This is a genomic window from Sphingomonas sp. BL-S-28 (genome assembly GCF_055521515.1).
Window position 1 is genome coordinate 296,260 of sequence record NZ_CM145483.1, and the last position, 11,919, is coordinate 308,178.

At 65.9% G+C, this 11,919-nt stretch carries 11 protein-coding genes; 10 read left to right on the forward strand and 1 reads right to left on the reverse strand.

Annotated features, from left to right (window positions below; translation table 11 throughout):
• Positions 1-159 precede the first annotated feature (159 nt).
• A complete protein-coding gene (locus tag ACZ1JC_RS01260) occupies positions 160-1,158 on the reverse strand; it encodes an endonuclease/exonuclease/phosphatase family protein (protein WP_465139714.1) in 999 nt (332 codons plus the stop codon).
• Positions 1,159-1,322: 164 nt separating this feature from the next.
• On the opposite strand from ACZ1JC_RS01260, the gene ACZ1JC_RS01265 reads away from it, so the two are divergent.
• The 10 genes from ACZ1JC_RS01265 (at position 1,323) to ACZ1JC_RS01310 (ending at position 11,915) form a co-directional block, all read left to right on the forward strand.
• Positions 1,323-2,015, forward strand: coding sequence for a hypothetical protein (locus ACZ1JC_RS01265; RefSeq protein WP_465139713.1), 693 nt, complete (start codon positions 1,323-1,325; stop codon positions 2,013-2,015).
• A gap of 89 nt (positions 2,016-2,104) precedes the next feature.
• Positions 2,105-2,728, forward strand: a complete 624-nt coding sequence (locus ACZ1JC_RS01270) for an RNA polymerase sigma factor (RefSeq protein WP_465139712.1) — start codon at positions 2,105-2,107, stop codon at positions 2,726-2,728.
• The gene (locus ACZ1JC_RS01275) at positions 2,712-3,671 is read left to right on the forward strand and encodes a FecR family protein (RefSeq protein ID WP_465139711.1); all 960 of its coding nucleotides are present in this window, start codon (positions 2,712-2,714) and stop codon (positions 3,669-3,671) included. Before ACZ1JC_RS01270 ends, ACZ1JC_RS01275 begins: the two co-directional genes overlap by 17 nt.
• Before the next feature lie 37 nt (positions 3,672-3,708).
• Complete coding sequence (locus ACZ1JC_RS01280; RefSeq protein WP_465139710.1) at positions 3,709-6,033, forward strand: TonB-dependent receptor; 2,325 nt, start codon at positions 3,709-3,711, stop codon at positions 6,031-6,033.
• Positions 6,020-6,769: a DUF2334 domain-containing protein gene (locus ACZ1JC_RS01285; protein ID WP_465139709.1), complete on the forward strand. Its 750-nt coding sequence runs from the start codon at positions 6,020-6,022 to the stop codon at positions 6,767-6,769. Before ACZ1JC_RS01280 ends, ACZ1JC_RS01285 begins: the two co-directional genes overlap by 14 nt.
• A gap of 59 nt (positions 6,770-6,828) precedes the next feature.
• Positions 6,829-7,992: a glycosyltransferase gene (locus ACZ1JC_RS01290; protein ID WP_465139708.1), complete on the forward strand. Its 1,164-nt coding sequence runs from the start codon at positions 6,829-6,831 to the stop codon at positions 7,990-7,992.
• A gap of 45 nt (positions 7,993-8,037) precedes the next feature.
• A complete protein-coding gene (locus ACZ1JC_RS01295) occupies positions 8,038-8,964 on the forward strand; it encodes a hypothetical protein (protein WP_465139707.1) in 927 nt (308 codons plus the stop codon).
• The gene (locus tag ACZ1JC_RS01300) at positions 8,961-9,503 is read left to right on the forward strand and encodes a DUF2141 domain-containing protein (RefSeq protein WP_465139706.1); all 543 of its coding nucleotides are present in this window, start codon (positions 8,961-8,963) and stop codon (positions 9,501-9,503) included. The genes ACZ1JC_RS01295 and ACZ1JC_RS01300 overlap by 4 nt, the downstream gene beginning before the upstream one ends.
• A gap of 3 nt (positions 9,504-9,506) precedes the next feature.
• Complete coding sequence (locus tag ACZ1JC_RS01305) at positions 9,507-10,661, forward strand: glycosyltransferase (RefSeq protein WP_465139705.1); 1,155 nt, start codon at positions 9,507-9,509, stop codon at positions 10,659-10,661.
• 60 nt (positions 10,662-10,721) lie between these two features.
• Positions 10,722-11,915 carry a hypothetical protein gene (locus ACZ1JC_RS01310; RefSeq protein ID WP_465139704.1) on the forward strand — a complete coding sequence of 398 codons (1,194 nt, stop codon included), beginning with the start codon at positions 10,722-10,724 and terminating at the stop codon, positions 11,913-11,915.
• Positions 11,916-11,919: the final 4 nt, after the last annotated feature.

The window sequence follows — 11,919 nt, forward strand, 5'->3', positions numbered from 1 at the left end:
CATGGCTGTTCCTGGCTGAGCATTGACGTTGGTCGGTGTCGCAAATGGACTTCGCTGCGCGATTGACCGCCTGCTTTCGGCAAGGAGCAATTATAGTTCCGCGCGGCCGTTCAATGGAGGCGGGGCGACAATCTAGCGCTCCATGTACGATGCTGAGCGTCAATGGACGGCGTAGATGCCGATAAAGCCCAAATGGTCGGACAGCGCGAATCCCCCGTTGCTGATCCCGAACGGTATATCCAGATCGAGCAGGGTGAGGCCGCCGTCGGTGCCCGCGCGGAAGTACTGTTTGTCCTTGGCGCGTGAGAGAATAGCGGCGCAATCGCGCGCGGCCGCGCCGGCCCGTTCGTTTGCGAGAGACGTCGCCTCCTGCGCTCCGGGTACGATGCCGCCCTGGGCTTCCTCGTCCGCGATACGGCGGGGATCATGGCCGAGATTGAAATCCCCGCCAAAGATGAGGTCGGCGTCTGCGGGCACGTTAGAGCGGATGAAATTCCGCGTGGCGGCGACTTGCAGCCCGTAGGCCGTGTTAGCCCGGTCCAAGTCGACACCGGAAGCGCTGCGCGAGTTGAGATGCGTGTCGGCGATGGCAATGGGGGCATTGTGCCCCGGCACCTTGATCCATGCGAGCAACACACCCTTCGCGGCAAGGCAATCGAAACCGGCGCACATGTCGGCGGGAAATGCCATCTTGCGAGTGCGGACGATGGGATAGTCGGACAGGATTACCAGCCCGCTATCCACCCATTTGCCGATGCTTTCTCCCCTCAACCAGGAAGCGCTCCCGGCGAGATCCGTGGGCTTGTTCCCTACGTCCGCGATTTGCGGCCCCAGTGCGACGTGGGTGTATCCGGCGGCCCGGGCGATGGCCTTGGCCTCCGGAATGAAGGCTTCCTGCAGCAAGACAACGTGCGGCTGGGAGCCGGCGCGGCGCAAGTAGCTTAGCCGCTGCCCGATTTCGGCAAGTTTGCCCGCGCGGCCGTAGGCGGCGGGAAAGGGAAGTCCCTTGACGTTGTAGGTCATGACCGAAAGCGCTCCGGCGCCGCCGGGACGGGCGTGTACGGGCCCGGGCGAGACGGCGGCGGGTGAAGGCAGGGACAGGTTAAGCGTCAGAATCCCCGCCAGGGCGGCGGCGGTCAGCATGTGCAGGCGCTTCACGCGAGATACTCCACAGGTTCACGCGTTAGACCCCGCGCCCCGGTGCGATCCGCACCCCCGAAATTCGATGTGCGGTTGCTTGCATGCGGCGGAGTCCCATCATCGTCTCGGCTTTGGCGGGCGACAACGGAAGGGAAGCGGTGCGGATGCGCGGAACCGGAACATTGAGTCTATTCTGCGTGCTGGCAGCAACCGCTCCAGCCGGGGTTGAGGCGCGCACTGCTAGAGTGCACGGCGCCGGCGCGGTGTCGCTCCTGCCCGAGCAGGTGCGCTGGAGCGGGCACGATCGCGGTGTCGTGGATCGTGGCAAGGCCGCCAGTCTTGCGGTCGACGGCGGGGATGCGGGATGGAGTCTCGACCTGTTATCCTTGCGGTCCGCGCGCGTCGGGGACGTGGATTGCTGCGCTTCGGGCGACAGTTTTATCAATCATCAGGCGGCGCTGCGGGCCTGGCATGCCGTGGGCGACGGGGACGCCGTTGGGCTGGTCGCCGACATCGGCAAGACCAGTCGCCGCAGTATCTCGCCCGTGGTGTTTCCGGCCAAGTCGACAGCCGGCTACGCCTCTGCGCAAGTGATCTGGGATCATCGCGGCAGGTGGTCCGTCTCGACCGGATGGTTTCGGCAGGGCGGCTGGGGCGGCCGGCAGATGGACTTCGACGTTATGCGGATGGGCAATGGCGAACCGGCCGCCGCGCGCGGCATGCGTGCCGCCTTGCGGATGAACCTGGGCGATGCGGGCGACGAAACGCACACCTGGCTGACGCTGGAGGCTCGCGAGGGCCGCCGCGCGGTCGGTGCGGGCGCAGGAATGCGTCATGCGAGCGACGTTGGGCTTACCCTGACGTCGATGTTCTGATGGACCCGATGATGACACCTGCAGCGCGTTCGCGTAAGCATCTGGTCCACCTTGGAGGGGAGAATGCATTTGCCGAAACTGGACGGGCCATGACATCCGATGGGCACGAAGTTCCGGCCGATTCCGGCCTGCACCAGTTGTGCCTGACGCTGCGCCCCGAACTGCGCAGGTTCCTGCTCGCGCGCCGGGTGAGCGAGGCGGACGTCGATGACCTGCTGCAGGACCTGTTCCTTCGGGTGGAGACGAGCGTCACCGGACCGGTTCGCTCGCCCAGAGCCTATCTCTACCAGATGCTAAACAACATGGCGCATACCCGCCGCCGTACCGAAGCGCGCCAGCAGGCCCGCGATGCGGACTGGCTGGGCGCGCCTTCCGGCCCGGTCGCGGCGGATGCCGAGATGGCGGACATTGCTCCCGACCAGGAGAAGACGCTGCTCGCCCGCGACCATCTGGCCCGCGTCGAAGCGCGGCTGGCGAAGCTGCCGGAACGAACGGCCTACGTGTTCCGACAATACCGTATCGAAGGCGTGTCGCAGAAGGAGATCGCGCGGGACCTTGGCATCAGCCTGAGCGCAGTCGAAAAACATCTCCAGCGGGCCTACGGCGCCGTATTGGAAATCCGCAATCACCTGAACCCGGAAGCGATGCCTTCGACCGGTTCGGGCTCGTCAGCCCTCGACACTGCAGGAGGCACCGATGCAGCCGCTCGCTGAACAGACCATGCGCGATGCAGCGATCGCCTGGCACCTGCGCCTGACCGATGGTTCGGACGCGGACTGGGACGGTTTTGCCGACTGGCTCGAAGCCGATCCGCGCCATAACGACATCTACGAAGCCGTCTGCGATGCCGACCTGGCGCTGGAGCCGGCGGCGGAGATCGCCCGCGCTGCCACCATCGAAATCCCCGCCGCCATTAAGGCCGAACCGTTCCCGGAGATCGCGCCGGTGCGCGCCGCGCGGCGCTGGATGTGGCCGGCGATGGCCGCCTCCGTCGCCTTCGTGGCTCTCGGCACCTGGGCCGGATCGGGCCTTCTGGCGAGCGATTACGCGGTGCGTACCGCCCCCGGAGAGACTCGGACTTTCGCACTGTCCGACGGTACTCGGATCGTCCTCAACGGCGGGACCGAGATCATGCTGGACAAGTCCAACCCGCGGGTCGCCACGCTCAAGGGCGGTGAGGCGCAGTTCACGGTCCATCATGACGCCGCGCGGCCCTTCACGCTGTCGGTCGGCGATCAGCGCATCGTCGATGTGGGCACCGTGTTCAATGTGCGCAGCGGCAAGGACGCGATCCGGGTCGAGGTGGCCGAAGGCGCGGTGCGCTTCGAGGACGGCATGACGCACGTGCGCCTGAATGCCGGGGACACGCTCGATGCGAGCAGCGGCACCATCGTCGAGGGTTCCAGGCCGGCGGCGGAGATTGGCGGCTGGACGCGCGGGCGACTGGTCTATCACGATGCGCCGCTGGTTGAGGTCGTGGCGGATATCACCCGTGCGCGCGGCATTAGCGTTGAACTGGGTTCGGATATTTCGCAGCGCCGGTTTTCCGGCGTCATTCAGCTTGATGGCGATGACGTTGCGCTGCAAGAACGCCTCGGCACTCTGCTTGGTTTGAAGGTGACGGCAACTGCCGATGGTTGGTCGATTACGCGGTAGCAGATGGGCATGCGCGAACCTGGCGACGGTTGCTGCAATGGCGCTTTCCGCATCGGTACAGGCGCGCACCGTACAGCAGTTCTCTGTCCCGGCCGGGCGTTTGTCCGACGCGCTGATCGTGCTGTCGGAGCAGGCGGGTATCTCGATCGCGATCGGGGACAGCCGCCTCGATATCTTGCGCACGCGGGGTATCAGAGGCCGTTATGACACGGCGCAGGCGCTGACCAAGCTATTGGCGGGCAGCGGTTACGGATTCGAGTTCGTCGATGCCCGGACCGTGAAGCTGGTGCGTCAGGCCCCGCCGCCGCGTACGAGCATCGTGCGCCCGCCGCGCCCGTCCTCCTCCACCCCGCCGCCAGAGGGTTCCGGCCCCGACATTGTCGTCACCGCGACCAAGCAGCGTCTTGGCCTGCTCGACTATCCGGCCAGCATCTCGGTCGTCGAACCCGGGCAGACCGAGCTTGCACGCGCCGGGGGAAAGGGAACCGGCTTCATCCTCGGCAAGCTGCCCCAGCTTTCCTCCACGAACCTGGGGCCGGGCCGCAACAAGGTGTTCATTCGCGGCATCGCCGACAGCAGCTTCAACGGTGCGAGCCAGGCGACGATCAGCCAGTACCTGGGTGAAACGCGTCTGATCTACAGCGCGCCCGATCCCGATCTTGCGCTCTACGACATAGCCCGCGTCGAAGTGCTCGAAGGGCCGCAGGGTACGCTTTACGGCGCGGGGACGCTGGGCGGCATCATCCGGCTGGTACCCAATGCACCGGATCTGCAGGCCGATACCCTTGACGTATCTGCGGGCGTTCGCTTGACGCAGGACGGCGCGCCGGGCGGTGACGGGGCGATGACCGGCAATCTCGTACTGGCCAAAGGCAAGCTGGCACTGCGCGCGGTCGCCTACGACATCGTCGACGGCGGTTATATCGACGATCTCCAGCGGGGGTTGCGCGACATCAATCGCAACAAGACCTCGGGCTTTCGCGCCGGTTTGCGCTGGCAGCCGGACATGGCGTGGACTGTTGACCTGTCAGTCCTCAGCCAGGACATTGCCTCTCGCGACGGGCAATACACCTTGCGGGGCGAGCCGGACCTGACCCGCCGAGCGGCGATCGCGCAACCGTTCGACAATGACTATCGGCTGGCCGACGTCACGGTACGGCGGGACTGGGGCGCGGTGCAACTGGTATCCTCCACTGGCTATGCCGATCACACGATCGATTCGACGTTCGACGCGACCCCGGCTGGATCCGCATCGCCGGTCGAGTTCACCGAGGAGATCACCGTGCATCTCCTGTCGCACGAGACGCGATTGTCCGGCGGCTGGGGCGGTTCCGGGACCTGGCTGGCGGGCATTGGCGCCGTGCACAACGACGACCGGGTCGTGCGGCGCATGGGAACGCCGGGGTCGCCTGACCTTCTCACCAGTCTGTCCAACACGACGCTGGATCTGGCTGGCTTCGGCGAGGTCGGAGTGCCGGTAACAGGACAGCTCGTGCTGACCGCAGGCGGGCGGCTGAGCTATGTGCGGCAGACGAGCCAGTTCATCGGGCAGATGGCCGCAGAGGACTTCGAGCCCGTACGCACCCAGAAGCGGTTTCTGCCTTCCGCCGCGCTGTCGTGGACGGCGCGGCCGGGGCTGCTCGTCTATGGTCGTTTCCAGCAGGGCTATCGTCCTGGCGGACTGCAAGTGACGGGTTCCTCCAACTCGCAGAGCGCCGAGCGTTTCGGCGCCGACCGCATCCGCACCGTCGAGGCGGGAATCCGCTTCGGGATGGAAAAGGACACGCGCCTCTCGGGAAGTCTCGCGGTCTCGCTGGCGCAGTGGCGGGACGTGCAGGCCGACCTCGTGGGCCTGGACGGGCTGCCGTATATCGCCAACATCGGTTCCGGCCGCGTGAAGAATGTGGCGTTCTCGCTGGCATGGCGCGCGCAAGACCATCTCTCGTTCGAGGCGGCGGGCTTCCTCAATTCCAGCGATTTGTCCAGGCCCGCGCCCGACTTTGCGGACGCGCCCGATCGCGACTTGCCCAACATCGCCGACGAAGGCTGGCGCGTGGCGGCCAAGTACGACCGGGAACTCTCATGGGCGCGGATCACGCTCGATGCCGCGGTACGCTATGTCGGCCATTCTAAGCTCGCGATCCGGGCGCCGTTCGCGTTGGGGCAGGGCCGCTATTACGACGTCTCGACGGGCGCGCGGCTGGGCTTCGGCAAGTGGGGCTTGGCACTCGACGTCGACAACCTGCTCAATACCCGCGCCAACACCTTCGCGTACGGCAATCCCTTCTCCGTCGCGGAGGGACTGCAGCAGACGCCGATGCGCCCGCGATCGGTCAGGATAGGTTTCGATGCAAGTTTTTGAGAAACGCCTGCTCGCCTCGATCCACGACGTCGCCCCCTGCTTCGAAAGCCAGGTGGACCGGCTCGCCGATCTGATCGAGGCGCGGCTCGGCCCGGCGCGTTATGCCATGCTGGTCGTGCCCGACCACTGGGGCCGCGCTCCGCTTGCCGAGGCGCGCGCGTTCCAGGCCCGCCTGCGCGCCTGGGCGGAAAACGGGGTCGAGATGTTCGTGCACGGCTGGTTCCACCGCGACACCGCCGAGCACAAGGGCGCCGCCGCCAGCCTCAAGGCCCGGCACATGACGGCGGGCGAGGGCGAGTTCCTGGGCCTTTCGCATGGCGAGGCGCTGCAGCGCATGCGTGACGGCAAAGCGCTGGTCGAGGACATCATCGGCCGACCGGCTGCGGGCTTCATCGCGCCTGCATGGCTCTACGGCCCGGGTGCGATGCAGGCGCTCGGCGAATGCGGCTTTGCCCTCGCCGAGGACCACATGCGGGTGTGGCGGCCGGGGCATGAAGACAAGCCACTGGCGCGCGGGCCGGTGGTCACCTGGGCTTCGCGCAGCACGATGCGCACGGCGTCCTCGCTCGCCTTCGCGGCTCTGGCGCGCCCGGCACTGCAGCCGCTGCGCACATTGCGGCTGGCCGTCCATCCCGGCGACGTCACCAAGGCCTCGATCTTCGCCAGCATCGACGCCACCTTGTGCGCCTTTTCCCGCCGCCACGTTCCGGGCCGCTATGCTGACCTTCTGAAATAATTTGCCTATGCCCGCATCGCCATGGTGCGGGTCCTGCCGGGACGCGGAGTCCCATGGGCATGACGGAGCCCTTGCGGATCGCAATACCCATCCACAGTTTCGAACCCGGTGGGGTCGAGCGTGTGGCTCTCAATCTGGCTGAACGCTGGCAGCAGACCGGCCACCAGGTTTGCATCGTCCTGGGAAGGGACGAAGGTTCGGATCGGGGCCGCGTCAGCGCGGACCTCGACTACCGGATCGTCTCGAGCCCCGTACCGACCGCGCGGTTCGAGACGATCTGGATGATCTGGTGCTTCTTCCTGCACCTGTCCCGCGAGCGGGTGGACGTGATCTTCTGCCCCGGCAACACCTACGCCATCGTCTGCGTCGCTGCGCGGCTCCTGCTGGGTGAGCGCTGCCCGCCCGTCGTGAGCAAGGTGAGCAACGATCTGGTGCGCAGCGACAAGTCGATCTTCCGGCGCCGCATCTACCAGTTGTGGCTGCGCGTGCAGGGGATGACCCTGGACCGCTTCGTGGCGCTGGCCGAACCCATGCATGGCGAGATCGTCAAATGCATGTCGGTGGGCGGGCACCGGGTCACGACCATCCATGATCCGGCGCTGACCCAGGCGCGTTACAATCGCCTTGCCGCGATCCCTCGGGTGCAAAGGAGCCGCCATCGCTATCGGTTCCTGGCGCTGTCGCGCCTCGTGCCGCAGAAGAACCTCGAAGTCATGCTGCGCGCGTTCGCGGCCGGCTTCCGGCCGGGGGACGAACTGACGATCGTGGGCGACGGGCCGGAGCGGGAGCGGCTGGAAGCGCTCGTGCGCGGCCTGGCGATCGAGCAAAAGGTACGCTTTCGCGGTCACGTGATCGATCCGGACCCTTATCTGCGGGATGCCGACTGCCTCCTGCTTTCGTCGAATTACGAGGGCGTGCCCGCTGTCGTTCTGGAGGCGATCGCAGCGGGCCTGCAGATCGTTGCTACCGATTGTTCCTCCAGCATGCAGGAATTGGCCGGCAGGGGGGTGCGTGCAAGGCTGGTCCCGGTGGGCGACATCGACGCGCTGGCACGAGAGATAGCCCGCGCAGACGAGCTTCCGCGACCCGGCCCGATGCAGCGCGAGTATTCGCACCGCTTCACTGTCGAGATCGCTGCGGGTGCTTACGTGGCGACGATGCGACGGGCGATCGCTTCGGCCAGGCGGATGCGGGTCCTGATGGCCTCCCCGACTTTGCGATAATCGCGCGCTTTCCCGGTCATCCTGTTCACTCTCAAGGAATTCCTTGTGCTTCAGCCACCTTCTCTTTCCATGGCGGAACGACCGAACATCCTGCTTCGTGCACAGGATACGCTTTCGTGGAAGCGCCGCACCGCGCTGCTGCCGGTGCTGTTCTCGATCCTGATCGCGCTGGGGGTGGTCCTTGAGCTGCGCGGCATGGACGCGGTCAGGATCCTGTCCATGGTCCCTCGCGATCCGGGGTTCTGGATCGTCTTCGCGCTCAGCTATCTTGCCGGTCCCGGCAGCGAGTGGTTCATCTACCGCCGCTTGTGGCAACTGCCCGTCGAGGGCTTCGGGGCGTTGCTGCGCAAGCTGGTGTGCAACGAACTTCTGCTCGGTTATCTGGGCGAGGCCTACTTCTACGCCTGGGCGCGCCAGCGTAGCACCATGACCGCAGCGCCGTTCGGAGCGATCAAGGACGTGTCGATCCTGTCCGCCATGGCGGGCAACGGGGTGACGCTCGTCCTGCTGGTGGTGTTGTGGCCATTCCTCGGCTCATCCACGATCGGCTTCGAGAACCGCGCGGTCATACTGTCGCTTTCGGTTGTCCTGGCGACCTCGATCCTGGCGATGGCGTTCCGGCGCCGGATATTCTCGCTGGACCGGGATGCGCTAAGGTTCATCACCATCATGCATCTGTGGCGCATCGTCATCACGACGATCCTCTCGGCAGTGCTCTGGCACATGGTGCTCCCCTCGGTCCCGGCGATGTGGTGGTTGCTGCTGGCGACGATGCGGTTGCTGATCTCGCGCCTGCCGTTCATCCCCAACAAGGACGTGGTTTTTGCGGGCGTCGCCGTCTTCACTCTCGGACACGAGACCGATGTCGCCGCGCTCATGACCATGATGGCCTCGGCGATCCTGCTGGTGCACCTCGTGCTCGGGCTGGGGCTGGTGATGTCCGATCTCCTGCGCCGGGCGGTCGATGCATGATGATCCGCGCGGCCCTGCTTTTCATGACGTTCTCCATGACCGGCCTGCTGGTTTGCGGTGCAACGCTGCCGTCTTCGCCTGACCTGGGCAAGAAGGAGGGGCAATGTCGCCGTGACGAGCACGGGCCGTCGCTGATGGTCGGTGTGGAAGGGCTGAAGGACCGGCAGGGCACGTTGAAGCTGGAGGTCTACCCCGCCAACGACGAAGACTTCCTCGCGGATGACAACGTGCTGCTGAACGCGGGCAAGGTGTTCCGCCGGGTGGAGGTTCCGGTGCCGCCGAGCGGGGAGGTGCGCTTGTGCATACGCCTGCCCGGCCCGGGCACCTATGCGGTGTCGTTGCTGCACGACAGGGATGGCAATCGCAAGTTCGGATGGACCGTCGACGGGATCGGCTTTTCGGGCAACCCCAGGCTTGGCTGGAGCAAGCCGAAGGCCGCAAAGGTCGCGATCTCGGCTGGGGCGGGACCGACGCCGCTTTCCATCGTGATGAACTACCGCAGCGGCATGGGCGTCGCGCCGCTCAAGCGAAAGGGCTGACCTTTGAAAATCGTCGATGTTTGCGCGTTCTACAGTCCTCAGGGCGGCGGGGTGCGCACTTATATCGAGCAGAAGCTGAGGATCGGGCCGCAACTCGGACACGAGATCGTCGTCATCGTGCCGGGGGAGGAGCACGCCGTCGTCGAGCGTGGCCCCGGCGCATCGATCGTGACCCTGCCTTCGCCCCGGTTCCCGCTGGACCGCAAGTATGGCTACTTCGCCGACGAGGCCGCACTTCATGCCGCGCTGTACGCGCAAAGGCCCGATATGGTGGAAGTGTCCTCGCCCTGGCGAAGCCCGGCCATGGTCGCCCGCTGGCGGGGCGATGCGCGCCGCAGCCTCGTGATGCATGCCGATCCGCTGTCCGCTTACGCCTATCGCTGGTTCGAGCCGTTCCTCGCGCGTGCCCGCATCGATCGCGGGTTCGAGCGCTATTGGGATCATTTGCGCGACCTCGGCCATGCGTTCGACATGACCGTCTGTGCCAATCATGACCTTGCTGGCCGACTTCGCGAGGGCGGGGTGTCCGGCGTCCGCGTTCATCCGCTCGGCGTCGAAACCGGTGTCTTTACGCCCCAGCGGCGTGATCCGCAGCTACGGGCGCGGCTGCTGGCCTTGTGCGATCTCGATCCCGGTGCCCGTCTGCTGGTGGCGGCGGGCAGGCTGGCGCCCGAAAAGCGCTGGCCGATGGTGGTCGATGCTGTCGCCGCCGCCAGCGCGCAAGTGCCGGTCGGGCTGGTCCTGTTCGGCGAGGGCCGCGAAAAACGCGCGATCCGCGGCGCCATCGCCGGGAATCCCCACGTCCGCCTGTTCGAGCCCGAGCGCGATCGCTCCGCCTTCGCGGCGATCCTCGCGAGCGCCGATGCGGTCGTGCATGGCTGCGAAGCCGAGACTTTCTGCATGGTCGGCGCCGAAGCGCGGGCCAGCGGAACTACCGTGATCGTTCCCGACGCAGGCGGGGCTGCCGATCATGCGCTGCACGGCGGCGGGCTGACCTTCAAGTCCGGCAATCGTTTTTCGCTGGCGAACGCGATCGTGAAATTCTGCGAGAGCCCGCACGTCTCGCAAGGGCAGTGCCGGGTCGTCAGCAACGTCCAGCACTTCGAAAGACTTTTCAGCGCTTACGGCGAACTTGGGCGCGGCGTCAGGGCCGCGTGATACAGGAAAAAATGCAATGCTCGGGGTGCGGGTCTTCGCAGGTCGCGGAGTCAAGCGAGCATGCGCATCGGATTCCTGTTCAATCACGACCAGATACACCAGGTCGCCCATAGCCTCCCGATCGCAATGGCCCTCGTCGAGATCGGCTTCGGGGGGCAGATCGTGGTCGCGACCACGAACGCGGCTCTGGCGGCCGAGGTGCGACGCATCGGCGGCACGCATATCGGCTCGACGATCGAGCATGTGGAACTGGAACCTTCGCCGCTGTCGCGCCGCGTGGACGCGCTGCTCGGGAAAGTGGTGCCTGCCGGAAAGCTGCTGATCTACCGAGACAATCTAGCGTTCTTCCGCAGCCTTGACGTGCTGGTCGTGGCCGAGAAGACCTCGCTGATCCTTAAGAAGCGCTACGGCCTCACCAATCTGGGTATCGTCCATACCCGGCACGGTGCTGGCGACAGGGCGATCGGCTTCAACAAGGCGAGCGCCTGCTTCGATCATGTCCTGTGCTCCGGCCCCAAGATTCGCGACCGGCTGGTTCGGGAAGCGGGCATGGCCCCCGAGGCGATAACCATCGTCGGCTACCCGAAATTCGATCTCGTTCGCGAGACCCGGCAGGTCCGTTTCCTTCCCACCGTGGAGCAGGTCGTGCTCTACAACCCGCACCCGTCGCCGCACCTTTCCTCATGGTATCGCCACGGTCACGGTGTTTTCGAGCAGTTCGTGGGCCGCGCGGACCAGGGGTTGCTCTTTGCGCCGCATGTCATGCTGTTCCAGCGTCAGTACGTGGTCACCATCGACAGGCTGACGGTCGATCGGGCGGGAGAGATACCCCCGCGTTTCCTGCGGGGCGACAACATCAAGGTCGATCTCGGAAGCCGGGCTTCGACCGATATGAGCTATACCCTCTCGGCCGACATCTATCTGGGCGACGCAAGCAGCCAGATATATGAGTTCCTGCTGCAGCCGCGCCCCTGCATCTTCCTCAACAGCCATGGCCACGAATGGCGCGGCGATCCCAATTTTCGCCACTGGACGGCCGGCGAGGTCATCACCCGGCCCGAAGAGCTGCCGCAGGCGCTGGAGCGCGCCAAAGAGCTTCACCTGGCCCGCTACCGCGCGGTGCAGCAGGATCTGTTCGCGCAGAGCTTCGATCTTCAGGATACGCCGTCCTCCGTCCGTGCGGCGAATGCCGTTGCTGCCTTCGCGGAGCGCCGCCGCCGGGAAAACCGCCATCTCAAGCTGGTTCCGGCATGAGCGC